The organism is Pseudonocardia nigra, from assembly GCF_019396355.1.
Classification (GTDB): domain Bacteria; phylum Actinomycetota; class Actinomycetes; order Mycobacteriales; family Pseudonocardiaceae; genus Pseudonocardia; species Pseudonocardia nigra.
Genome location: NZ_JAHKRK010000048.1, coordinates 19,489 through 42,436 on the forward strand (window position 1 = coordinate 19,489; position 22,948 = coordinate 42,436).

Consider the following 22,948-nt stretch of genomic DNA (forward strand, 5'->3'; position numbering starts at 1 on the left):
CCGAGCGGAGCGCCAGCGGAGCGAACATCATCACTGTGCACGTAATCAACGTTACGCCCGCAACACGGCCGCCGCCCCCGCACTTTCGACGGCAGCTTCGGCGGCAGCAAGGTGGCGATGCTGCCGTCCGGTGACAGTATGGCCACCTCGCTGCCACTGCCCCGGCAGACCCGGGGCGGGCGAGGTACTGATCGAGGTCGCGGCCGCGGGCGTCCACCTGCTCGACACCGTGATCCGGTCGGGCACCTCGGGCGGGCCGTTCCCGCTGCCGGCGCTGCCGATGACGCCGGGCCGGGAGGTGGCGGGCGTCGTCGCGGCCGTCGGGGCCGACGTCGACGGCTCCTGGGTCGGCCGCTCGGTTGTGGCGCACCTCGGCATGGCCGGCGGCGGGTACGCGGCGCTGGCGGTGGCACCGGTGGCGGCACTGCACGCGATCCCCGACGGCCTCGGGCCGGAGGCGGCCGTCGCAATGATCGGGACGGGCCGCACGGCGGTCGGCATCCTCGACGCCGCCGCGGTCGAGGAGGGCGACGTGGTGCTCGTCCCCGCCGCGGCGGGTGGTCTGGGCTCGCTGTTCGTGCAGGCGGCGCACAACGCCGGCGCCGTCGCCGTGGGATTGGCCGGTGGGCGGGAGAAGGTGGAGCGCGTCCGCGCCCTCGGCGCGGACGTCGCCGTCGACTACCGGGAGCCGGGCTGGCCGGAGCGCGTGCTCACGGCGCTGGACGGCCGTAGGCCCACCGTGCTGCTGGACGGTGTCGGCGGCGAGGTCGGCCGGGCCGGTCTGGAGATGCTCGACGTGGCCGGGCGGATCGTCATGTTCGGCTGGACCTCCGGGTCGGTCACCGAGTTCACCAGCGCGGACATCGCCGCGGGCAGCCTGTCGGTCGTCTGGGTCGCCGGGCCGCGCATGATGAAGCGCTACGGCGGGCTGCGCAGGCTGGAGACGCAGTTCGCTCGCCGAGGCGGCCGCCGGCCGGCTGGTGCCGCTGGTCCACCCGCCGTTCCCGCTCGCCGACGCCGCGGAGGCCCACCGTGCGCTCGTGTCGCGCCGCACGACGGGAAAGGTGGTGCTGGCCCCCTGAGCAGCGCGCGTTCCCGACGCCAGCAAGGTGGCAGTACTGCCGTCCAGTGGCAGCATTGCCACCTTGCTGCCACTCCCCCTCGGCGCTGAGCGGAGCCGCGGAGCGACCATCGTGCCGAGGGAATAGGAGCAGCGATCATGGTGTTGCCCGGACACGTGGTATCCCCCGGTCGTTCCGCCGTCCTCCTCGGTCTCCTGTTCGGTCTCGCGGGCACCTCGACGTCCGCGGTCACCGTCGCGCTGCCCGAGCTCGCCGGGGATCTGGGGATCAGCGCGGCGACGGCGGCGTGGATGGTCAGCGGCTACGCCGTGGCGCTCGCGGTCGCCACGCCCACGCACGGGCGGCTGGCCGACATGCTCGGCATCCGGCTGCCGCTGTGCCTCGGTATCGGGGCGATGTCCGTGGGGGCGCTGGTCGCCGCGCTCGCCCCGAACTTCACCGTCCTCATGGTCGCGCGCGTCGTGCAGGGCGCCGGGGCCGCCACGATCCCGGTGCTGGCCACGGCGCTGATCAGCGTGCGGTGGTCGGGGCCGACCCAGGGGGCCGCGCTGGGCCGCGTGGCGGGCGTGTCGGCCATCCTCAGCGCGCTCGGGCCGCTGCTCGGCGGCGCGCTCGAGGCGGTCGGGGGCTGGCGCTGGGCGGTGGCGCTACCGGTGATCGGCGCGCTCGCGATCCCCCCGCTGTGGCGGGCGGCCCCCGCGGGCGGGACCGGCGAGCGGATCGACCGGATCGGCGCCGTGCTCGTCGCGCTCGCCGCCTCCGGGCTGGTGCTGCTCCTCCAGTCGCCGTCGGCCGGGGCCGTGGCCGGGACCGTCGGGGCGGTGCTGCTCGTCGTGGGCGCACCGCTGCTCGCGCTGCGCGTCCGGGCCCGCCCGCACGGGTTCCTGCCCCGCGACATCGTCACCAACACCACCGTGCTGCGCAGCGCCTTCGCGACGGCCGCGGTGCCGGCGAGCTGGTTCGCGCTGCTGCTGGGGGTGCCGCTCGCCGCGGCCTCGTGGGGCTGGACGCCGCTCGCGACCGGCCTCCTGCTCGTCCCGGCGGCGGCGGTCGGCCTCGTGTCGCCGTCGATCTCCCGCACGCTGCTGACGCGGTTCGGCTCCCGCCGCTGCATCGCGCTGGCCTGCCCCACGGCCGTGGTCGCGCTGCTCGTGGCGGCCGCGGGCGGGGCATTCGCGTCCCCGGTCCTGCTCGCGCTCGCCGTCGCGCTCGTCACCGTCGCGTTCGGCACCGGGCAGCCCGCGATGATCTCCTCGGTCAGCAGGGCCGTGCCCGTCGGGCAGCGCGGCGTGGCGCTCGGCATCGCCACGCTCGTGTTCCTCACCGGCGCGAGCGTCGGCGCGGCCCTCGTCGGCGGGCTCGCCACCGTCGTCGGGATCCCCGCCGCGTTCTGCCTGCTCGTGGTGCTCCCCGTGGCCGGGCTGGTGGCGCTGCTCGCCGGCGGACCCGACCGGGAGGTCGCCCCGGCATAGGCCCAGCGCCGCCGCCCGATCGCTGCGCAGGATCCGCTCAGCGCCGCCCGATCGCTCCGCAGGATCCGCTCAGTCGACCGGCCAGCGGCCCACGGCATGCACCTCACCCGCGCGGTCCACGAGCCGCGCGGGCAGCCCGAGATCGGCCAGCCAGCCCGCGGCTCCCGTGCCGCGCAGCAGTGCCCCCCGGCACGCCGCGCTCGCGGCCGGGCCGTCGGCCGCCGCCACGGCGACCGACCGCCACTCCGGCACGACGGTGCGGCCGGTCGCCGGGACGACGACCCGGTGCAGCTCCGAGCGGCCACGCCCCACCCGCACCGTGGTGATCTGCGAGATCGCCCCGCCGTCGACGGCGACGACGGTGGCCGGGCCGGCAGGCGCGTCCCGCAGCTGCACGCGCCACCCGCCCACCGGGGCCAGGCCGGAGGTCGCGACATCGCCGCCCACCGCGACGAGCACGCCGCAGGAGGTGGCCTCGGCCACGAGCTCCGCGCACCGCTGCGCCGTCCATGCCCGCGGCGAGGGCCCCGGCTCGAGGTGCAGCCCGTCGCGGGCGTCCAACGCCAGCTGCCAGGGCTCGAGCGCGGGATGGTGCACGTCGACCCCGTCGGGGACCGCCGCGAGCCCGTAGGGGAACGGCGCGGGTTCGGCCGTGCGGACCGTCGGGCGCCTGCCCAGCAGCTCGGCCAGCAGCACGCCGACCGGCACCGCCGAGCCGTCCCGGCGCAGCCGCCGCGCCACCGATCCCGCCCGGCGCGGGTTCACCACCCGATCCACCGCCGTGAGCTGCTCCTCGAGCACCCGGCGGGCCCGGTGCATGGCCCACGGATCGGTCACCACCAGACGACAGCGGGTGTCCCAGACCGACCACTCGGAGCAGACCGTCACGGTGCGATCGCCGGTGTGCAGCGGGACGGTCATCGTCGAGCGCCTCCGGGATCTCGGGTCACGGGCGCGTCACCTTGGCATGACGTCGCTGTGATGACGCTGAAGACGGGACGACGCTGAAGAAGGACCTCCCCAGGTCGCGGCGGGGGTGCGCCCCACCTGGTGCCGGGGGGCGCACCGGCTCACGACGGCGGCCCCTCCGGCGAAGGCTGATCACCATGACGATCACCGACACCACAGCGCAGCGGGCGGGCAGCGACTTCGCCCGCCTGTCCCGGCGCGTCGCGGACGCCGGGCTCATGGGCCGCGCACCCCTCTACTACACGGTCCGCTGCACGCTCGTCGGCGCCGGCGTGGCCGCGCTGATCGCGGCGTTCGTCCTGCTGGGGAACTCGCCGTGGCAGCTGCTCGTTGCCGCCCTCGCCGCCGTCGCCTACGGACAGATCGCGTTGCTCGCGCACGACATCGCCCACCGCCAGGTGTTCCGCGGCAGGCGCGCGTCCGAGCTCGCCGGCCGGATCATGGGCAACCTCGGCATCGGCATGTCCTACGGGTGGTGGCAGGACAAGCACACCCGCCACCACGCCAACCCCAACCACGAGGGGCTCGACCCGGACGTCGACCCCGGCGCGCTCGTCTGGACGCCCGAGCAGGCTTCCGCGAGCCGCGGGGTCACCCGGTTCGTCAACCGCCACCAGGCCCTGCTGTTCTTCCCACTGCTCACCCTCGCCGGCCTCGACCTGCGCAAGTCCAGCGTGCAGGGCCTCATGGGAGAGCGCGGCGCCCGGGTGCGGCTGCGGTGGCCGGAGTTCGCACTGCTCGCCGCGCACGCCGTCGGCTACCTCGCCGCGCTGTTCCTCGTGCTGCCGCCGGGGCTCGCGCTGGCGTTCTTCGCGATCCACCAGGGCCTGTTCGGCGTCTACCTCGGCTCGATCTTCGCACCCAACCACAAGGGGATGGCGATGCCGCAGGAGAAGCTCGACTTCCTGCGCAAGCAGGTGCTCACTTCCCGTGGGCGGCGGCCGACTCACCGACGGTCTGCTGCACGTGGCGATGGGCGGGCTGAACCACCAGATCGAACACCACCTGTTCCCGAGCATGCCGACGCCGCACGTGCGCCGAGCGCGCGCGATCGTGCGCGAGTACTGCGCGGAGATCGGGGTGCCCTACCACGAGACCGGGCTGGTGCGGTCGTGGGCGGAGTCGCTGGGTCAGCTGCGCCGGGCCAGCGCCCCGCTGCGGACGCGCGCGTGACCGCTGCTCAGCTCAGCAGCAGCGCCGCGGTGGGCACCGCGACGAGCGCCAGCGCGGCCAGCCGGACGAACACCCGCACGCCGAGCGGCAGGGGCGGCGGCGGCGCGGCGATCCGGTGCAGGCGCCGGTCGAGCGCGTCGGTGAACGAGCTCAGCGCCGCTGCCGGGGCCGCCCCACCCATCGCCCGCAGCGCCCCGGTGAGCTGGGCCGGCTCCACCCGGGAGGCGGCGACGTCGTCGGCCCGCATCTCGATCAGCGCCGCGACCGCGAGCTGCGCGCACACCATGCCGCGCACGAACGGCGCCGTCGCCCCCCACGCGACGAACGGGAGCACCACCAGGTCGTGGCGCTCCCGCAGGTGGGTGCGTTCGTGGGCGAGGACGGCCCGCACCCCGGGCGGGTCCAGCGCGTCGAGGACCCCCGCGGACAGCACCAGCCGCGACCGCAGCCCGGGCAGGCAGTACGCCACCGGCACCGGGTGGTCGAGCACCCGCGCCCCGGGCGCCGCGGGCCACGGGGTGCCGAGCAGGTCGAGCAGGTCCCGGTGGCGGCGCCGGGCCCGCAGCGTCCGCACGGTCACCGCCACCAGCACGCCGACGAGCCGCAGCGCGAGCGCCAGCGCCGCGAGCAGCGCGAGCACGTGGGTGAGGCCGAGCCGCAGGCCCAGCTCGCCCTCGGCCAGCGCGTCCACCGCGTTCGGGACGGCGTCCGACAGCGTCGGGCCGAGCGGCGCCAGACCGTAGACCACGCCGGAGCCGAGCAGCGCGAGCCCGCCCGCGAGACCGACGGCCTGCCAGAACAGCAGCGCGCCGACCGGGTCGCGGGCGGGCCAGTGCGCCGCGGACAGTGCCCGGCTGACCGGCTCGGCCAGCAACAGGCCGAGCACGAGCAGGCCGAGCGCGGTCAGCTCCACGGTTAGGCCGGCGCCTGCGTCAGTCGAGCAGGTCGCGGAGGGCGGCGCGCTCGTCCGCCGGGATCGAACCGAGGAACCGGGCCAGTGCCGCGCCCCGGTCCGGCGCCGCGTCGAGCGCGTCGCGCATCAGCTCGGCGACGTGGTCCTCGCGGCTCGCCACCGACCGGTAGCGGTGGGCCCGCCCCTCGCGCTCGCGGGTGACGAGGCCCTTGCGCTCGAGGCGCCCGAGCACGGTGAGCACTGTGGTGGTGGCGAGGTCGCGGTTGGCGAGGGCGTCCTGCACGTCGCGGGCGGTGACGGGCGCGGCAGCCGACCAGAGAGTTTCCATCACGGCGCGTTCGAGCTCACCCAATGTCGGCACGGAACCCATTCTACTGGAGGTAGAAGCGAAGCTGCACGCGTCCATGCGGTAGCTCAGTGGATCTGGACTTCGTCGCCGACCTGCAGGAAGTCGAACCACGCCAGGGCGTCCGCGTGGACGAGCTTCACGCAGCCCGCCGAGGGCGTGTCCTGCCATCCCTCGTGGAACGCGATGCCACCCTCGGCGAAGAAGACCGAGTAGGGCATCTGGGTGAGGTACTCGCGGCTGGTGTACTGCTCGGCCTTCCACTGGACCTGGAAGGTGCCGCGCGGGGTCGGGGTGTCCTGGTCGCCCGTCTGGATCGGGACCGGGCCGCGGACCACCTTCCCCGCGTCGATCAGCCACGCCTGCCGGGCGGCGAGGTTCACGCACGCCCGGGCGGTGGCCGTGCAGGGCGTGCCCGTCACGAGCCCGGGGGTGGACGGAGCGTCGGCGGGGGCGGCCCCGCCGCGCACCGGGAGGGTGCGCAGCGGCGACTCCGTGGGCGCGGCGCCGTCCGCGGTCGCGGGCGCTGCGGCGGGGGCGGGGGCGGCCGGTGCCGCGGTGGGCTCCGGCGCGGGGTCCTCGGTGGGGTCCTGGGCTGGATCCTGCGCGGCAAGGCCCGGGAGGCCGGCGAGGGGCCCGGCGGGCTGCGACCGGGCCGGCTGCTCGGCAGGCTCTGACTCGGCACGCTCTGACTCGGCGGGCTCTGACTCGGCAGGCTGGGCCGGCCGGGGGGCGCTCGGCGCGGGGGCTGCCTGGTCCGCGGCGACCGCAGCCCGCGGCGCCTCCACCGGCCCGGCGGTGAGCGGCTCCAGGGCGGGAGCGAGGAGGCCGGCCGCCGGCGGGGTGTCGGCGTGGCCGGCGGGCGCGTCGGCCGCGCCCTGCGCAGAACCCACGCCGATCAGCACGGAGGCCGTGACCGCCAGCAGCGCCGCCACCCCGGCGGCCCGAACGGCGGACGTGCGGCGCGCACCGGATCGTGCGTGAGTTCCCATCGACGTCCTCTCCTCGGTCATCGGGACCAACGATCCCGACCCCTGAAGGTGACGGCCGGTCACGCGCCGCTCACCATACGTGGCAGCTTCCCGTCACCCACAGCAGCCCCACGGAGATCCCACCCCCGCCGGCCGCCGCGTACCACAAGATCCGGACGGCGGGGCGTTCCCGCTGGTCCGGGCCTCGCAGCGCGGAGTGGTCGCCCGCTCGACCCGGCGCACCCGGCGCGGGACCGCTTTCGCCGCGCGTGAACGCAGCGTGAGAAACCGGACGAACACGGTGGCGCGGCCGACGGCACCCTTGCCACGATCGACCACCGGGCAGCGGCCGGCGGCGGCCGGCGGGTGGAGGCGACGATGACGGCAGGTGCCGGCGAACTGCGGATGGGCACGGCGGCCGGGCGCTGGGTGCTCGCCACCACGGTGCTCGGCTCCGGTCTGGTGATGATCGACGGCACGGTCGTCAACGTCGCGCTGGAGCGCATCGGCACCGAGCTCGACGCGGGGTTCACCGGCCTGCAGTGGACGGTCAACGCCTACACGCTCACGCTCGCCGCGCTGATCCTGCTCGGGGGCTCCCTCGGCGACCACTTCGGGCGCCGCCGGGTGTTCCTCGCCGGCGTCGTCTGGTTCGCACTGGCCTCGCTGCTGTGCGGGCTCGCCCCGAACATCGAGACGCTCGTCGGGGCGCGGGCGCTGCAGGGCGTCGGCGGCGCGCTGCTCACCCCGGGCAGCCTCGCGCTGATCTCGGCGTCGTTCCACGGCCCGGACCGCGCCGCCGCTGTCGGGGCCTGGTCCGGGTTGGGGGGAATCGCCGGCGCCGTCGGCCCGTTCCTCGGCGGCTGGCTGGTGGAGTGGAGCTGGCGGGCGGTGTTCCTCGTCAACCTGCCGCTCGCGGCGCTGATCGTCGTGGTGGCCCTGCGGCACGTCCCGGAGAGCAAGGACCCGGGGTCCGCTCCCGGCCTCGACCTCGCCGGCACCGGCCTCGCCGTGCTCGGGCTCGGCGCGCTGACGTGGTCGCTCACCGGGCTCGGCCACACCGGCCCGGACCCGGCGCTGCTCGGCTGGCTCGCCGCCGGCGTCGCGGCGCTCGTCGCGTTCGTGCTGGTGGAGCGGAGATCCCGGCACCCGCTGGTGCCGCCGTCGCTGTTCCGGGATGCCACGTTCAGCGCGGCCAACGGTGTCACGCTGCTGATCTACGCGGCGCTCGGGACGGTCTTCCTGCTGCTGGTGCTGCAACTGCAGACGGTCGCCGGGTTCAGCCCGCTCGCCGCGGGCACTGCGCTGCTGCCCGTCACACTGGTCATGCTCGTGTTCTCCGCGCGGGCCGGGGCGCTGGCCGGCCGGATCGGCCCGCGGCTGCCGCTGACGCTCGGCCCCCTGATCAGTGCGGGCGGGCTGCTGCTCCTGCTCCGCGTCGACGCCACCACGTCATGGCTGACCGACCTGCTGCCCGCCGTGCTCGTGTTCGGCGCAGGCCTCGCGCTCACCGTGGCCCCGCTGACGGCCGCTGTGCTCGACGCCGCCCCGGACCGCTACGCGGGGGCGGCGTCGGGCGTCAACAACGCCGTCGCGCGCGCCGCGGGCCTGCTCGCCGTGGCCGTGATCCCCGGGCTGGCCGGCATCGGCGGGGCCGACTACACCGACCCCGCCGCCTTCGACACCGGCTTCCGCACCGCGATGGTGATCGGCGCGGGGTTGCTCGCGGCGGCGGCCGTGGTGGCGTTCGTGCTGGTCCGCCGGCCGCTCGGCGAGCCGCAGGAGCCCCGGCCGGAGCCACGGCGCGTCCGGATCGAGCAGTGCGCGCACTGCGGCGTGACGGGCCCGCAGGTGCACCCGCGCCGCTGAGCGAGCGTCAGCGAGCGAATCAACAACACAGCGCCCGCGCGAAGCGCCGCCCGAGCGCCAGCGAGGGCGAGCGTTGAGCGAGCGTCAGCGAGCGAATCAATAACACAGCGCCGGCGGCGCGGTCGGCTCAGACCAGGTCCAGCGCCTTCGCCAGGTCGCGCAGCGCCGGGAGGGGGTCGGTCCACCCCTCGGTGAGCACCTGCGCGCAGACGTGGTCGGCGCCCGCATCGAGGTGCTCGGTGAGCCGCGCCGCCACCGCCTGGGCGTCACCGTGCGCCACGAGCGCGTCGATGAGCGCGTCGCTGCCCCCGTCGGCGATGTCGGCGTCCGTCCAGCCCAGCCGCTTCAGGTTCGACGTGTAGTTGCGCAGGCCCAGGTAGGGCTTGCGGACGGGCGGCCGCCCGATCGCTCGCGCCCGCTCCGGGTCGGTCTCCAGCACCACCTTCTGCTCCGGGGCGAGCAGGGCCCCCTCCCCCAGCTGCTCCCGGGCCTGGCGGGTGTGCTCCGGCGTGGTCAGGTAGGGGTGGGCGCCCGCGGTCCGCTCGCCGGCCAGCGCGAGCACCTTCGGCCCGAGCGCGGCCAGCGCGCGTCCGGCGACCGGGACCTCCGCCGCGTCGAGCCGGTCGAGGTAGTCCACGATCGTCGCGTACGGGCGGCGGTAGTCGCTGGTCGCCTCGGGATGGCCGATGCCGACGCCGAGCAGGAACCGCCCGGGGTGCGCGGCCTCGATGCGGTGGTAGGAGGCGGCGGCCTCCTCGGCCGGGGTCGCCCAGATGTTGACGATGCCCGTGGCCACCGCGATCCGCTCGGTGGCGGCGAGCATGTCCTCGGCGAGCTGCAGGTCTCCGGACGGCGACCCGCCGATCCAGATCGCGCCGTAGCCCAGCGCCTCCGCCTCCACCGCGAACTCCGGGTCGAGCCCGCCCGCGTGCCGCCAGATGCCGTACCGGCCCAGTTCAATGCTCATGATCCGGGCAACCGCTCGCGGCGCGGCGCCATTCCGTCAGGCCTCGAACGCCAGCAAGGTGGCAATACTGTCACTGGACGGCAGTAAGGCCACCTTGCCGGCGCCGGGAGGCACGGGCGCCGGCGCGGAGGCGCGCCGCTGTCGGTGGGCGCACATACAGTTCCGCCCGTGAGCCGTGAACTGACCACGCGGGCCGCGCCGCTGCGGATGCGTCCCCGGGTGCTCGTGCCCGCCGACCCCCGCCTGCCCCGCGGCGCGCCGGTCGACACCGAGGCGGTGGTGGTCGGCGGTGGGGTGGCCGGGATCAGCGCGGCCGTTGTCCTCGCCGAGCGCGGGGTCGCGGTCACGCTGCTGGAGGCCGCGCCCACCCTCGGCGGGCGGCTCGGGGCCTGGCCGCACACGCTGCCCGACGGCACCGAGCAGGTGGTCGAGCACGGGTTCCACGCGTTCTTCCGGCACTACTACACCTGGCGGTCGGTGCTGCGGAGGATCGACCCGCAGCTGGGCTTCCTCCGGCCGGTCGGCGGCTACCCGGTGATCTCGCGCGAGTGGCCGCCGGAGGATCTCACCGGCCTGCCCGGCGCCCCGCCGCTCAACCTGCTGGCGCTGTTCGCCCGCTCCCCCAGCCTCGGGCTGGGCGATCTGCTGCGCTCCGACCAGGCGCTGGCCGCGCAGCTGCTCGCCTACGACCGCGCGCGCACCGCCGCGGCGTTCGACGCCGTGCCGGCGGGAGAGTTCCTCGCCGCGCTCGGGATGTCCGACCGCGCCCAGGCCATGCTGTTCGAGGCGTTCGCGCGGTCGTTCTTCGCCGACCCGGGGGCGCTGTCGGCCGCCGAGCTGATCGCGATGTTCCACTACTACTTCCTCGGCAACCGCGAGGGCATCGGGTTCGACGCCCCCGACACCGACCACCTCACCTGCATCTGGGCGCCCTTGCGCGCCTATCTGGAGAAGCACGACGCGCAGGTCCGCACGGGCACCGCAGCGCGGTCGATCACTCCGGTCGACGGGCATCGCTGGCGCGTCGAGCCGTCCGAGGGGCCGCCCCTGGAAACTCGTCACCTGGTGCTCGCCGCCGACCCCGGGGCGCTGCGCGACCTGGTCGCGGCCTCTCCCGCGGCGGCCGCCGTCGCACCGCGGCTGGCGGCGCAGGCCGCCGCGCTCAGCATCGCCCCGCCGTTCGCGGTCGCCCGGCTCTGGCTCGACCGCGACGTCGCCCCGCAGCGGGCCACGTTCAACGCGGTGAGCCGGGAACCCACGCTCGACTCGGTCACCGTGTACTCGCGGCTGGAGCGCCCGTCGGCGGAGTGGGCGGCCCGCACCGGCGGCTCGGTCGTCGAGCTGCACTCCTACGCGTGCGACGCACCGGACGTCGACACCGCCACGGCCCGGATGCGCGCGGAGCTCGCCGCGCTGTGGCCGGAGACGGCCGCCGCAGGCGTCGTGCACCTGCAGCAGCGCATGGAGGCCACCGCCCCCACCTTCCCGCCGGGGTCGGCCGGCACCCGGCCCGGCGTCACCTCCGACGCCCGCGGGGTGCGGCTGGCCGGCGACTTCGTCGCCACCCCGCTGCTCACCGGGCTGATGGAGCGCGCCGCCGTCACCGGTGTGCTCGCGGCCAACGACGTGCTCGCCGAGGTCGGCGCGGGACCGGAGGAGATCCGCGGGGTGCCGCAGCGCGGGCTGCTCGCCGGGCTGCTGCCGGCGCGCGCGTCCCACCGGTGAGGATCGCGCTCGACCCCGGGCCGCGGGACGGGCCCGCGCGGGTGCAACTCCTCGCCGACGACGGCGCGCCCGCCGGCCCCGTGGAGGTGCTGGCGGACCTCGCTGCGGTGGCCGCGCTGGAGCGGGAGCACGCGCCGCGCTGGGTGTTCGCCCGCCCCCGCGCCTACCGGCGGCTGCTCGAGGCCGGGGTGGAGGTGGCCAGGGCGCACGACGTGGAGCTGGTCGAGGGCCTGGTCGTCGCCGCGGCCGGGCGGTACGGGCAGCCGCACGGCCTGGCCGCCGCGGTGGCCCGGCTGGAGGGGCGCGAGCCCGAGCCCGACCCGCCGGATGCCGGCGACGGACCGCCCGGGTTGTTCGAGGCCGGCCCGGCAGGCGACGAGCTGGCCGGCGTCGTCGCGGTGCACGCCGCGCAGCAGCGCGCGCTGGCGGCGGCGGGCCCGGCCATGCGGCTGCTCGCCGCCGCGGAGTCGGCCGGTGCGCTCGTCGCCGAGGAGATGACCGCGCACGGGCTGCCGTGGCGGGCCGACGTGCACGACCGGCTGCTCACCGACCTACTCGGGCCGCGGCCGGTCCTCGGCGGCCGTCCGCCCAAGCTCGCCGCGCTCGCCGAGGCGGTCACGGCCGCGTTCGGCGGGCGCCCGGTCAACCCGGATTCCCCCGCGGAGGTGCTGCGCGCCTTCGCCCGCGCGGGCCACGAGCTGGAGACGACCCGCTCGTGGGAGCTGCGGCGGGTCGACCACCCGGCCGTCGAGCCGCTGCTGGCCTACAAGGAGCTGGCCCGGCTGCACGCCGCGCACGGGTGGTCGTGGCTGCGCAGCTGGGTGCGCGAGGGCCGGTTCCGGCCGGAGTACGTCGTGGGCGGGGTGGTGTCGGGCCGGTGGGCCAGCCGCGGCGGTGGTGCGCTGCAGATCCCGCGGGCGGTGCGCGCCGCCGTGCGCGCCGACCCGGGCCGGCGACTCGTGGTCGCCGACGCCGCCCAGCTCGAACCGCGGGTGCTCGCGGCGCTGTCCGGTGACCACGCGCTCGCCCCGGGCGAGGAGGACCTCTACACGGCGCTCGCGGCGCGGGAGTTCGGCGGCGACCGGGCGAAGGCCAAGCTCGCGCTGCTGTCGGCGATGTACGGGCAGACCTCGGGTGGGGCGGGTGCGCTGCTGGCCGGGCTGCGCCGGCGCTTCCCGGCCGCGCTAGCCTACCTCGAGGACGCCGCCCGGGCGGGCGAGGAGGGCCGGCTGGTGCGCTCCCACCTGGGCCGCACCTGTCCTCCGGCCCGACCCGGCCACGAGCAGCCCGCCGCGGCACGGGCCCGCGGCCGGTTCACCCGCAACTTCGTCGTGCAGGCCACCGCAGCCGAGTGGGCGCTGGTGCTGCTGGCCGAGCTGCGACAGCGGTTGCGGGCAGCCGGCAGTCCGGCCCGGCTGGTGTTCTTCCAGCACGACGAGGTGATGCTGCACAGCCCTGCCGAGGCCGCCGCCGCCACCGCCGAGGCCGTCCACGATGCAGCGGCAACGGCCGGCCGCCGCCTGTTCGACACGCCGGTGCGCTTCCCGATGCAGGTGCGGATCGTCGACGGCTACGACGAGCGCTAGCGGCGTCAGGCGGTCCGGTGGAACTCCATGTCCATCCAGTGCTCCCACCCGTTGCCCGCGCGCCGCTCCCAGCGCGCCGACATGGACCGGCCGTCCTCGGCCACCACGAGCTGGGCGCGCTCGGCCGGGCCGGCGAACGTCCACGTCCCGGCCGCGTCGACGCTCGCGTGCATGACCGCGCTGTCGCCGCGGTGGTCGAAGGAGCGCATCGCGATCGTCCCGTCCTCGTCGCGACCGATCACCTCCAGGACGTCCACCTGCTCCTCGCCCACCCGCACGTCGACGCGGTGGACCAGGAAGTGACCGCCGGGCAGCCACTCGTAGGTGTCGGTGCCGGTGATCGCGATCGACGGTTCGCCCGGCCGTGCGACCGTCCGCCCGGACGAGGTCCAGCGCCCGACGAGGACGTCGAGCGCCGCCAGGGCGGTGCCCGTCGCGTCAGTACTCATCGTGCAGCCGCCACCACTGGTAGGGCGCCGTCTGCGGCCGGCCCGCCGGGGTGTCCTCCCAGTCCTCCTGCCGGCCGAACGGGGTGAGGTCGAGGAACGTCCACACGCTGCCCAGCGCCTCGACGCCGCGGCCGGTGGTGAAGTACGTGCGGAAGACGCGGTCGCCGTCGCGGAGGAACACGCTGAGGCCGAACCCCTCGGCCGTGCCGCAGTCGGCGGCGAAGTCGTTGCCGGCGCTGGAGTAGAACGGCACCGACCAGCCCATGCGCTCCCGGAGGGCGGCGAGGTCGGGCCACTGCGAGAGCGACACGACGGCCAGCGACGTGTCGCGGGCGTGCAGGTGCGCGAGCTCGGGGAGCTGGTCGGTGAACATGCAGCAGCCCTCGCACCACGCCGGGCCCCGCATGAACTGGTAGACGACGAGCTGCCGCCGGCCCTCGAACAGGTCGAGCAGCGTCGCCGGCCCGTCGGCGCCGGTGAACGTGTAGGGGCCGAACTCGACCATCGGCAGCCGCCGCCTGCGCGCGGCGAGCGCGTCGCGCGCCCGGGTGTGCTCCTTCTCGGCGGCCCGCAGCTGCGCCGACGCGGCCTCCCACTCCTCGGCCGTCACGACGGGCGGAAGTGCGGTGGTGGACGTGTTCACGGGGCCTTCTCCTTCACGTGGTCGGTGAGGCGGTCGAAGGCGCTCGACCACCCGTCGTGCACTCCGGCGCGGGTCGCGTCGCTGACGAAGCCGGACTGGTGGAAGGTCATCTCGGTGCGCGTGCCGAGTTCGGCGAGGACGACGGTGCACACCGACTCACCGCCGCTGCCCCCCGGCTCGGTCCAGGTGAAGACGAGCCGCTCCGGCGGGGCGACCTCGATGTAGAACCCGCCGGTCGGGTACTCGTCCCCGGTGTCGTCGCGGATCATGGTGGCGCGCCAGCTGCCGCCGGCGCGCACGTCCGTGGCGATCGTGGAGCGTGGGGTCGTGCACCCACGGGGGCCGAACCACCGGGTGAGGTGCGCCGGATCGGTCCAGGCGCGGAACACCAGCTCGCGCGGAGCGTCCAGCACCCGCGTGATCGTGAACTCGCGCTCACCCATCCGTCGCCCCCTGGATCTCGCGGAGGTGGTCGTCCAGGCGGTCGAAGCTGCCGTCCCAGAACGCGCGGTAGTGCTGCACCCACTCGGCGACGTCGGCGAGCGGCTCGGCCGCGAGCCGGCACGGCCGCCACTGCGCCGACCGGCCGCGCGTGATCAGCCCGGCCCGTTCGAGCACCTTCAGGTGCTTGGAGACCGCGGGCATGCTCATCGCGAACGGTTCGGCGAGCTCGGTGACGCTCGCCTCCCCCGCGGCGAGCCGCCCGAGGATCGCCCGGCGGGTGGGGTCGGCCAGTGCCGCGAACGTCAGGCTCAGTGGATCGTCTGCCATGACCTGCCAAACCTGTCGGTTAATTAACGACAAGGTTCAGCATAGGGTCGCCGTCAAGCCCTCGAAGGCCGATCAGCCGACGCCCGGCTGCGCACGCAGCATGCGCTCCAGCGGCGGGCGCAGCCGCGCGGCGAGCGCGGACGGGTCGCGCGGACCGCGCACCAGGGCGGTGAGCACGAGGCCGTCGAGCGTCGCGGCGAGCTCGTCCGCCGCGACGTCCGGGTCGGTGGCGCCGAGCGCGCGCAGCGCCGCCGCCCCCAGCGCGCGGATCGTGCTCCCGCCCTCCACCAGACGCTCGCGCAGCGCCGCGTCGCGCACGGCGGCGAGGCTCAGCTCGTAGCGGGCGAGCGTCCGGTGCCGCTGCGCCGTCGCCATCGCGACGCCGACGGCGGCGAGCACTTCGGCGAGCGCGCCGGGGTCGGCCGCGGCGCGCACCGCGGGCACCTCGACGGCGAGGTCGATCTCGAGCAGCCGGTCACAGCACCCGGCGACGAGCGCGGCGCGGCTGCGGAAGTAGTACGAGGTGCTGCCCGGCGGGATGCCGGCGGCGGCGTCCACGGCGCGGTGGGTGAGGCCGCGCATTCCGTGTTCGGCCAGCACGTGCAGCGCTCCGTCGAGGATCTCGGTGCGGCGGTCGGGCACGTCCTCTACTCCTGTAGAGCCAGATGCGGCAGGGTCTCTACAAGAGTAGAGGAGGTGGTCCATGGACGTGGTGGTGGTCGGGGCGGGCCTCGGTGGTCTGGCCGCAGCAGTCGCCGCGTCCCGCGCCGGGCACGCCGTCACCGTGCTCGAGCGGGCCCCGGCCGTGCGCGAGACCGGCGCGGGCATCGGGATCATGCCCAACGGCGTACTGGCGCTCGACGCACTCGGGCTGGGCGAGCCGGTGCGGGCACAGGCCTTCGAGGATGCCGCGGTGCTCGGGGCGGTCCTGACCGGGGCGGCGGACGTGCCGGCGGCGCTGCGCGCCTACGACGCCCGGCGCGCGGGCCGCGTCGCGACGCTGCAGCGGGCGGCACGCCGGGCGAACCGCCTGCTCGGGCTGAGCGGCCCGCGGGCCCGGCTGCGCGACGCCGCGCTGCGCCGGGTTCCGGCCGCCCTGGCGACGCGGGCGCTGGCGGCGCAGTTCCGGTTCGACCCGCCGCCGCTCCCGCGGACGGAGCCACGACGCTAGCGTTCGCCGCCCAGCAGCTGCGCGCTCGGCGCGGCCCGCCACGTCGAGCTTGCGGTAGGCCTGGTGCAGGTGCGTGTGCACCGTGCGCACCGACAGGTGCAGGCGCGCGGCGATGTCCCGGTCGGACAACCCCCGCGCGGCGAGGCCTGCGACCTCGTGCTCCCGCGCGGTGAGCGGGGTGGACCCGTCGCGCTGCGCCAGCAGCGGCGTGCGGACCCCGGGGCAGCGCGCCGCGCACTCCGCGGCGCGCAGCTCCGCGGCGAGCGCGGACCCGGTGCGCCCGGCGCGGCGGTGCAGCCGGCCCGCCGCCGCGACCGCCTCCGCGGCCCACAGGTCGAAACCGCGCTCGTCGAACGCCGCGGAGACCCGGTCGAGACCGGCCGCGTCCCCCGCGGCGAGCGCGGCCGCGTGCGCCGCCCACAGGCTCGGGAGCGGGCCCTGGCACCGCTCGGCGACGTCGGCAAGCTCGGCCACGACGTCGGCGCCGAGCCGGGCGGCGTCGTGCAACGTCCACGCCCGCTGCATCAGCGCCCCGGCCTCGCCCAGCTCGTCGGCGTAGCGGCGGGCGAGGTCGCGGGCCAGGGAGAGCTCGCCGCGGGCCGCGGCCGTCCACACCGTGCCGCTGCGGGTCAGCGCGTGGACGCCGGCCGGCAGGACCGCCTCCAGCCGGGCCACCGCCGCCGCGGCCTCCGCGTCGGCGCCGAGCAGCGCGCATGCCTCAGCGAGCCCGTCGAGGCCCCACAGCTGCCAGCTGGCGGGGACGCCGTCGACGGGCGTCGTGGCGAGGGTTTCGCGGAACGCGCGCCGTGCCTCGGCCGCGTGCCCGACCATGCGCAGCACGTGGCCCAGGTCGAGCTCCCAGTACGGGAGGCGGGCCGCGTCGGTGCCCGAGCGACAGTCGGCGACCCGGCGGCCCGCGAGGACGAGGGCCTCGCGCGGGCGGCCCGCGTAGGGCAGTGCCTGCAGCCGGGTCATCTCGAGCTCCGCGGCCCGCGCCGCGCCGCGCGGGCCGAGGTCGTCGACCAGGTCGAGGCCGTGGTCGACGAGCGCGAGCGCGTCAAGCGGGCGGCCCGCGCAGCACAGCGCCCGCACCCGGCTGCAGACCAGCAGCCCGACCGCACCCGGGTGTGCCGCGGGCCGGGCGAGCACCGGCTCCCCGAGCTCCAGCGACCGGGCGACCGCGCCGAGTGCGAACGCCTGCCCGGCGTGGTCGGCCCGGAGCCAGTCGGCCTGCTCGGGGTCAGCGGCGTACGCAACGGCGGCGGCCAGCACCGCGTCTGCGCGCGCCGCGTCGCCGCGCAGCAGGTACAGGTGGGCGCGCAGCTGGGCGATCCGGGCCCGCGCGGCCTCGTCCGGGGCGAGGGGCTCGAGCGCGGCCAGCCGGGACAGGGCCTCCTCGGCGCGGCCTTCGTAGGGCAGCTTGGCGATCAGCGCGAGCTCGGCGGGGAACCCGCCGCCCGCAGCCACTGCCGCCTCGGCCAGCCGGGCGGCGAGCGCGTGGTCGCGGGCACCGGACGCCTCGCGGGCCGCTTGCAGGAACAGGTCGGGGTCGTCGCGCCGGCCGGCGTCGAGCCGCCAGAGCGCGACCTGCACCCGGTCGCGCTGCCGGCGCATCCCGGTGGCCGCGAGGGCGTCGGCGAGCCTGCGTCGGTGCTCGCGGGCGCGCAGCGGCGGGACGGTGGCCCGCAGCGTCTCGGCGTAGAGCGGGTGGACGAGCCGCACCTGCTGGCGGCGCCGGTCGGGCACCGGGGCGAGCAGGCCGGCGTCCTCGAGCGCGGCGACCGCGTCGGCGGGCAGCAGCGATTCGAGCACGCCGGCGCCGATCGGCTCGGCGAGCGCGACGAGCTCGGCGGCGGCGCGGGCCCGCGCGTCGAGGCGGTCCAGCCGGGCGGCAATCATCGCGGGCAGCGACCCGGCTCCGACCAGCGGCCCCGTCGCCCGCCAGAGCCCGCCGCGCTCGGCGATGGCCCCGTCCGCCACGCCCGCGTCGACCAGCTCGCGCAGCAGCAGCGGGTTGCCCCCACTGAGCGCCGCGGGCCTGCCGAGCAGCACGCCCTCCACCGCGCCGCCGAGCCCGCCCGTGACGGCCTGGGCGACCTCGTCGTCGTCCAGCCCGGCCAGGTCGAGCCGCTCGACGAGCCCGGACCGCCACAGCGGGGCGAGGGCGTCGGCGCCCGGTTCGCCGGCCCGGGCGGTCGCGACCACGCCGACGGCACCGCCGAGGGCGAGGTGCTGCACCAGCGCGAGCGAACCGGGGTCGAGCAGGTGCGCGTCGTCGACGGCGAGCACGACCGCCCGCCTGCCGTCCCCGCGCAGGTGCCCGGTGGCCGCCGCCACGACCGCCGGGAAGTCGCCGGCCGCACCGGGCGGGAGCAGGTGGGCGAGCGGGCCGAACGGGATCGTGGCGGTGGCCGGGGTCGCGACGGCGAGCGGGACGTGCGCGCCCGCGGCGAGCGCCCGACGGCGCGCCTCGACCAGCAGCCGCGTCTTGCCCACCCCGGCCGGCCCGGTGATCACCACGCCGGCCGGTCCAGCGCGCGCGGACATCGCGCGCAGGAGCCGGTCGAGCACCTCGCGGCGGCCGACCATCGGCCATCCCATGAGGTGGAGACGGTACTCGGCAGCCCGGCGGGCGGGAACTACGCAACCGGATGCGGAGGCCCGTCGGCCGGACGGCGTGGACCGTCGCCGCATGGACGAGACCAGGGGTTACGACGTCGCGATCGCGGGTGCGAGCATCGCCGGCTGCACCGCCGCGATCCTGTTCGGGCGCGCCGGCCTGCGGGTCGCGCTCGCGGAGAAGCACCGCAGCGCAAGCACGGCGAAGGCGCTGTGCGGACACTCCATCCTCGGCGGGACCGGCCCGACGCTGCGCAGGCTCGGGCTGTGGGACCGGATGGTCGAGGCGGGTGCCGCGGTCGGGACCCCCGCGGTCCGCGGCGCCGCCGGGTGGATGGTCGCGACCGGGAACGACCTGCCACCCACCATCAGCCTGCGGCGCAGTCGGCTCGACCCGCTGCTGCGCGCCACCGCGGCCGCCACCCCCGGGGTGGACCTGCTGCTCGGCACGGCCGTCACCGGCCTGCTCGCGGACGGTCCCCGCGTCACCGGGCTGCGGGTGCGCGCGGCCGACGCCGCCGAGCGGGTCTTGACCGCGCGGCTCGTCGTCGGCGCCGACGGGCACCGCTCGACGGTCGCGCGCCTGGCGCGCGCCACCGAGGACGTCGCCCCCAACGGCCGGTTCCTGTACTGGGCCTACTACCGCGGCGTCGTCCCCCGCGGCCCCGGGCACGCGCAGATCTGGCAGCTCGACGAGGACGTCGTGGTCTCCACCCCCACCGACGACGGCCTGACCCTGCTCGGCGCCTTCCCGACCAAGGACCACCTCCCGGCGTTCCGGCCAGACCTCGCCGGCGGACTCGAGGCGTTCCTGCGCCGGCTGCCCGACGGGCCCGACCTGTCCGGCCCCGGCGGGTCTCCGCGGTGATCGGCACCGCCGACCACCCGATCGTCCGACGGGACCCGCTCCCCCGGCCCGGGCTGGCGCTGATCGGGGACGCCGCGATGGTCGGCGACCCGGTGCCTGCGGTCGGCTGCGGGTGGGCGTTCCGGTCCGCCGAATGGCTCGCCGACGCCACCGCCGCCGCGCTGCGGGACGGCGCGTCCGACGCTGCGCTGCAGCGGGCACTGCGCGGCTACCGGCGGGCCCACCGGTTCGCCGAGCGCCACGACCGCCTCGACCGCGACGAGGCCAGGGCGCAGCCGCCCAACCCCGTCCAGCGGGCGATCCGCACCGCCGCCGTCCACGATCCGTGGGTGGCGCGCCGGGTCTACCGGTTCGCGATGCGGGCGGCGCCGGTGACCGAGCTGCTCAACCCGGCCGTGGTCGCCCGCTCGGCGTGGGTGGCGCGCCGGGCCCCCGCCCCGCCGGCACCGCGCCCGGCGCCGGCCCGCTCCGACGTCGCCCCGGGCTGACGTGGCCCGTCGCAGCCCGCCGTCACAGCACGGGCGCCGCTCAGCGCACCAGCCGGAAGAAGGCGCGCAGCTCGTCGACGTACAGCTCGGGCTGTTCGAAGGCCGCGAAGTGGCCGCCGCGGTCGAGCTCGTTCCAGTGCCGGATGTCGGGGAACCGCTTCTGTGCCCAGCGCCGCGACGGCCGCGGGTTCTCGCGAGGGAAGATCGAGCAGCCGGTCGGGACCCGCACGACGTCCGTGGTGGCGGTGCTGAACGTCCGCTGGATGTCCTTGAAGCTCTCCCAGTACAGCCGGGCGGCGGACGCGCCGGTGCCGGGCAGCCAGTAGAGCATCAGGTTGTCCAGCACGGCGTCGCGGCCGAGGACGTTCTCGAGGTGCCCCCGGTGGTCGGTCCACGCCCAGAACTTCTCGACGATCCACGCGCAGAGCAGCGCGGGCGAGTCGACCAGCCCGTACCCGATCGTCTGCGGGCGGGTGGACTGCTCGAGCGAGTACCCGTCCTCCCACTCCCGGCCGTGCTCGAGTTGGGCGAGGGCGGCCCGCTCGGTGGCGGTGAGGTCGTCGAAGGTGGCCGGATCGGGGGCGGCCAGCGGCGGGTTGAGGTGGATGCCGGCCACGTGCTCGGGGTCCTGGATGCCGATGTGGCCTATGCATGTCTGGTGGCTGAACGCCGTCGCGAAGCAGGCGGACAGCCACCAGTGAGAACGTGGTGATGCTCGTACCCCAGTCGCCGCCAACCGCGCCGTAGCGGGCGTAGCCGAGGCGGGCCATCAGCCGGGTCCACGCCGCGGCGATCCGCTGCACGGTCCAGCCCCGCCGCGCCGGCCGGTCGCTGAAGCCGTACCCGGGCAGCGAGGGGCACACCACGTGGAACGCGTCGCGCGGGTCGGGCGGGTCCGTGAGCGGGCCGATCACCTCGAGGAACTCGACAACCGACCCCGGCCAGCCGTGGGTGAGCACGAGCGGGAACGCGTCCGGGTGCGGCGACCGGACGTGCAGGAAGTGGATGCTCAGCCCGTCGAGCTCGGTGCGGAACTGCGGCAGCGCGTTCAGCCGGGCCTCGGTGGCCCGCCAGTCGTATCGGTGCGCCCAGTGGTCGCACAGCTCGCGCAGGTAGGCCAGCGGCACGCCCTGCGACCAGTCGTCCACGGTCTCGGCCTCCGGCCACCGGGTGCGGGCCAGGCGCTCGCGCAGGTCGGCGAGGTCGGCATCGGGCACCTCGAGCCGGAACGGCGTCACGGCCTCGGACACGTCAGGTCCTCCTCCCCCGGACGTGCAGCGGCGCCAGCAGGTCGGTCAGTTCGCCGAGGTCGGCGAGCCGCAGGTCGCCGTCCAGCCCGCGCAGCGCGGCGGTCCGCATCCCGGCGGCGCGGCCCGCGGCGAGCCCCGGTTCGCTGTCCTCGACGACCAGGCAGGCAGCCGGGTCGACCCGGAGCCGGGCGGCGGCCCGGAGGTAGCCCTCGGGGTCCGGCTTGCCCACCCGCACGTCCTCGACGGTGACGAGCAGCGACGGGGCGATGCCGGCCGCTCCCAGCCGCGCCTTCGCCAGGCGCACGTCCGCGCTCGTCACGACCGCCCACGGCAGGCCGAGCCGGTCCAGCGCGGCCAGCAGCGCGTGCGCCCCGGGCGCGGCGACGACGTCGGACAGGTCGTCGTACTGCAGGTCCAGCTGTCGCTGCGCGGCTGCGGCGACCGCGGCGTCGTCGAGGGCGGGCAGCAGCCGGCGCACGGTGCGGTCCGACGGGCTGCCGTGCGCCACCGCGAGCACGGGCGCCGGGTCCAACCCGTGCTCACGCGACCAGGTCGTCCACGCGCGTTCGACCGAGCCATCGGAGTCGACCAGGGTGCCGTCCATGTCGAGCAGGACGGCGGCGATCGTCGCCGGGTCCAGGGGTCGTCGCACCGCAGCCTCCCGATTAAACTCGTGGTCGAGCATAAAGGAGGATGCCATGCGGTGGCACGGCCCGATCGCGGTGCTGACGGAGATGCGCCGGAACCCGGGCGTCACCCGCGCCGCCGTCGCCCAGCGGCTGGGCCTGAGCAGCGGATCGGCCACGGAGATCACCGCACGGCTGCGGGAGCTGGCCCTGGTCACCGAGGCGCCTGCCGCCACCACGGGGCGCGGCCGTCCGACCACCGTGCTCCGGCCGCACCCGGAGGGGCCGGTCGTCATCGCCGTGGACCTCCGGCAGGAGGACTGGCGCTGCGCGGTCACGCCGCTGGACGGCCGCCCCGAGATCGTCGCGGCCGGCGCGCACGCCAGCCGGGAGCCCGACCACGTGATCGAGGCGGTGCGCCGCGCGGTCGAGGAGATCCACGACGTCCACGGCATGCGCGTCCAGGCGGTCGGCATCGCCGTCGCCGCGACCGTGCAACGCGGCCGGGTCGTCCAGGCCGCGTCGCTCGGCTGGGGCCCGGTCGACCTCGGCCCGCTCACCGCGGGCGTCGGCGTGCCGATGGTCGTCGACAACGACGCGACACTCGCGGGCGTCGCCGAGGCCCGCGGCGGGGCCGCGGCGGGCGCGGCCACGGCCCTGCACATCACCGTGGAGGTCGGCATCGGCGGCACGCTCGTCGTCGACGGCCGCCCGCTGCGCGGGGCGACCGGCGCGGGTGGCGAGTTCGGGCACCTCCCGCTGGGCGACCGCGGGCTGCGCTGCCCGTGCGGGGCACTCGGGTGCTGGGACCTGACCGTCGACGGCCGCGCGCTCGCCCGGCACCTCGGCGACGCCCCGCCCCGGGATCCCCGCACGTACGCCCGGGCCGTGCTCGCCCGTCCCGACGCCGCCGCCCGCGCCGCCGTCGACGCGGCGGCGGCGAGCCTCGGCGCGGGCGTCGCCGGCCTGGTCAACGCCCTCGCCCCCGGC

The 22,948-nt window shown here is 76.6% G+C and carries 20 protein-coding genes and 3 pseudogenes; 10 read left to right on the plus strand and 13 right to left on the minus strand.

What is annotated here, in order from left to right; translation table 11 throughout:
- Window positions 1-130 precede the first annotated feature (130 nt).
- Together KME75_RS14805 and KME75_RS14810 are read left to right on the plus strand one after the other, a co-directional pair.
- Window positions 131-1,171, plus strand: a complete 1,041-nt coding sequence (locus tag KME75_RS14805) for a zinc-binding dehydrogenase (protein ID WP_219415219.1) — start codon at window positions 131-133, stop codon at window positions 1,169-1,171.
- 48 nt (window positions 1,172-1,219) lie between these two features.
- Window positions 1,220-2,554: an MFS transporter gene (locus tag KME75_RS14810; RefSeq protein WP_219415221.1), complete on the plus strand. Its 1,335-nt coding sequence runs from the start codon at window positions 1,220-1,222 to the stop codon at window positions 2,552-2,554.
- A 69-nt stretch (window positions 2,555-2,623) separates the two neighbouring features.
- On the opposite strand, the gene KME75_RS14815 is transcribed toward KME75_RS14810, so the two are convergent.
- Window positions 2,624-3,475 carry an FAD:protein FMN transferase gene (locus tag KME75_RS14815; RefSeq protein WP_219415222.1) on the minus strand — a complete coding sequence of 284 codons (852 nt, stop codon included), beginning with the start codon at window positions 3,473-3,475 and terminating at the stop codon, window positions 2,624-2,626.
- A 185-nt stretch (window positions 3,476-3,660) separates the two neighbouring features.
- On the opposite strand from KME75_RS14815, the pseudogene KME75_RS14820 reads away from it, so the two are divergent.
- Window positions 3,661-4,696: pseudogene (locus KME75_RS14820) on the plus strand (fatty acid desaturase family protein).
- 7 nt (window positions 4,697-4,703) lie between these two features.
- Here KME75_RS14820 and KME75_RS14825 read toward each other — a convergent pair.
- The 3 genes from KME75_RS14825 to KME75_RS14835 are packed head-to-tail and all read right to left on the minus strand — an operon-like array spanning window position 4,704 to window position 6,947.
- A complete protein-coding gene (locus KME75_RS14825) occupies window positions 4,704-5,609 on the minus strand; it encodes a M56 family metallopeptidase (RefSeq protein ID WP_219415223.1) in 906 nt (301 codons plus the stop codon).
- Between the two features lie 19 nt (window positions 5,610-5,628).
- Complete coding sequence (locus KME75_RS14830; protein ID WP_219415224.1) at window positions 5,629-5,979, minus strand: BlaI/MecI/CopY family transcriptional regulator; 351 nt, start codon at window positions 5,977-5,979, stop codon at window positions 5,629-5,631.
- A 44-nt stretch (window positions 5,980-6,023) separates the two neighbouring features.
- Window positions 6,024-6,947, minus strand: a complete 924-nt coding sequence (locus tag KME75_RS14835; protein WP_219415225.1) for a L,D-transpeptidase — start codon at window positions 6,945-6,947, stop codon at window positions 6,024-6,026.
- 357 nt (window positions 6,948-7,304) lie between these two features.
- On the opposite strand from KME75_RS14835, the gene KME75_RS14840 reads away from it, so the two are divergent.
- Complete coding sequence (locus KME75_RS14840) at window positions 7,305-8,795, plus strand: MFS transporter (protein ID WP_219415226.1); 1,491 nt, start codon at window positions 7,305-7,307, stop codon at window positions 8,793-8,795.
- 127 nt (window positions 8,796-8,922) lie between these two features.
- Here the strand turns inward: KME75_RS14840 and KME75_RS14845 are convergent, their stop codons facing one another.
- The gene (locus KME75_RS14845) at window positions 8,923-9,762 is read right to left on the minus strand and encodes an LLM class F420-dependent oxidoreductase (RefSeq protein WP_219415227.1); all 840 of its coding nucleotides are present in this window, start codon (window positions 9,760-9,762) and stop codon (window positions 8,923-8,925) included.
- A 168-nt stretch (window positions 9,763-9,930) separates the two neighbouring features.
- On the opposite strand from KME75_RS14845, the gene KME75_RS14850 reads away from it, so the two are divergent.
- Together KME75_RS14850 and KME75_RS14855 are read left to right on the plus strand one after the other, a co-directional pair.
- Complete coding sequence (locus KME75_RS14850; RefSeq protein ID WP_308282788.1) at window positions 9,931-11,487, plus strand: FAD-dependent oxidoreductase; 1,557 nt, start codon at window positions 9,931-9,933, stop codon at window positions 11,485-11,487.
- Window positions 11,484-13,073: a bifunctional 3'-5' exonuclease/DNA polymerase gene (locus KME75_RS14855; protein ID WP_219415228.1), complete on the plus strand. Its 1,590-nt coding sequence runs from the start codon at window positions 11,484-11,486 to the stop codon at window positions 13,071-13,073. Before KME75_RS14850 ends, KME75_RS14855 begins: the two co-directional genes overlap by 4 nt.
- A gap of 5 nt (window positions 13,074-13,078) precedes the next feature.
- Here the strand turns inward: KME75_RS14855 and KME75_RS14860 are convergent, their stop codons facing one another.
- From KME75_RS14860 to KME75_RS14880, 5 genes are all read right to left on the minus strand, one after another.
- Window positions 13,079-13,522 (minus strand): DUF1579 family protein, encoded by a 444-nt coding sequence (locus KME75_RS14860; RefSeq protein WP_219415229.1) that lies wholly within the window; start codon window positions 13,520-13,522, stop codon window positions 13,079-13,081.
- Entirely contained in the window at window positions 13,512-14,165 is a 654-nt protein-coding gene (locus tag KME75_RS14865) for a DUF899 domain-containing protein (protein WP_219415230.1), read from the minus strand. Before KME75_RS14865 ends, KME75_RS14860 begins: the two co-directional genes overlap by 11 nt.
- Window positions 14,162-14,608, minus strand: coding sequence for an SRPBCC family protein (locus tag KME75_RS14870; protein WP_219415231.1), 447 nt, complete (start codon window positions 14,606-14,608; stop codon window positions 14,162-14,164). Before KME75_RS14870 ends, KME75_RS14865 begins: the two co-directional genes overlap by 4 nt.
- Complete coding sequence (locus tag KME75_RS14875; RefSeq protein WP_219415232.1) at window positions 14,601-14,936, minus strand: ArsR/SmtB family transcription factor; 336 nt, start codon at window positions 14,934-14,936, stop codon at window positions 14,601-14,603. The genes KME75_RS14870 and KME75_RS14875 overlap by 8 nt, the downstream gene beginning before the upstream one ends.
- Before the next feature lie 72 nt (window positions 14,937-15,008).
- The gene (locus tag KME75_RS14880; RefSeq protein WP_219415233.1) at window positions 15,009-15,578 is read right to left on the minus strand and encodes a TetR/AcrR family transcriptional regulator; all 570 of its coding nucleotides are present in this window, start codon (window positions 15,576-15,578) and stop codon (window positions 15,009-15,011) included.
- A 61-nt stretch (window positions 15,579-15,639) separates the two neighbouring features.
- Between KME75_RS14880 and KME75_RS43140 the strand changes: the two genes are divergently transcribed.
- Window positions 15,640-16,107, plus strand: a complete 468-nt coding sequence (locus KME75_RS43140; RefSeq protein WP_246632128.1) for an FAD-dependent oxidoreductase — start codon at window positions 15,640-15,642, stop codon at window positions 16,105-16,107.
- Window positions 16,108-16,143: 36 nt separating this feature from the next.
- Here KME75_RS43140 and KME75_RS14885 read toward each other — a convergent pair.
- Window positions 16,144-18,801, minus strand: a pseudogene (locus KME75_RS14885) (helix-turn-helix transcriptional regulator); the annotation flags it as partial.
- On the opposite strand from KME75_RS14885, the gene KME75_RS14890 reads away from it, so the two are divergent.
- Window positions 18,800-19,594 (plus strand): FAD-dependent oxidoreductase, encoded by a 795-nt coding sequence (locus KME75_RS14890; protein ID WP_219415236.1) that lies wholly within the window; start codon window positions 18,800-18,802, stop codon window positions 19,592-19,594. The pseudogene KME75_RS14885 and the gene KME75_RS14890 overlap by 2 nt on opposite strands.
- Window positions 19,591-20,082 carry an NAD(P)/FAD-dependent oxidoreductase gene (locus tag KME75_RS14895; RefSeq protein ID WP_219415237.1) on the plus strand — a complete coding sequence of 164 codons (492 nt, stop codon included), beginning with the start codon at window positions 19,591-19,593 and terminating at the stop codon, window positions 20,080-20,082. Before KME75_RS14890 ends, KME75_RS14895 begins: the two co-directional genes overlap by 4 nt.
- 40 nt (window positions 20,083-20,122) lie before the next feature.
- On the opposite strand, the pseudogene KME75_RS14900 reads toward KME75_RS14895, so the two are convergent.
- Both KME75_RS14900 and KME75_RS14905 read right to left on the minus strand, forming a co-directional pair.
- A pseudogene (locus KME75_RS14900) lies at window positions 20,123-21,320 on the minus strand (epoxide hydrolase family protein).
- Window positions 21,321-21,333: 13 nt separating this feature from the next.
- Window positions 21,334-21,984: an HAD-IA family hydrolase gene (locus tag KME75_RS14905; RefSeq protein WP_308282789.1), complete on the minus strand. Its 651-nt coding sequence runs from the start codon at window positions 21,982-21,984 to the stop codon at window positions 21,334-21,336.
- A gap of 46 nt (window positions 21,985-22,030) precedes the next feature.
- Here KME75_RS14905 and KME75_RS14910 point away from each other — a divergent pair.
- Window positions 22,031-22,948: ROK family transcriptional regulator (locus KME75_RS14910; protein WP_219415245.1), on the plus strand; the 918-nt coding region annotated here is incomplete at its 3' end.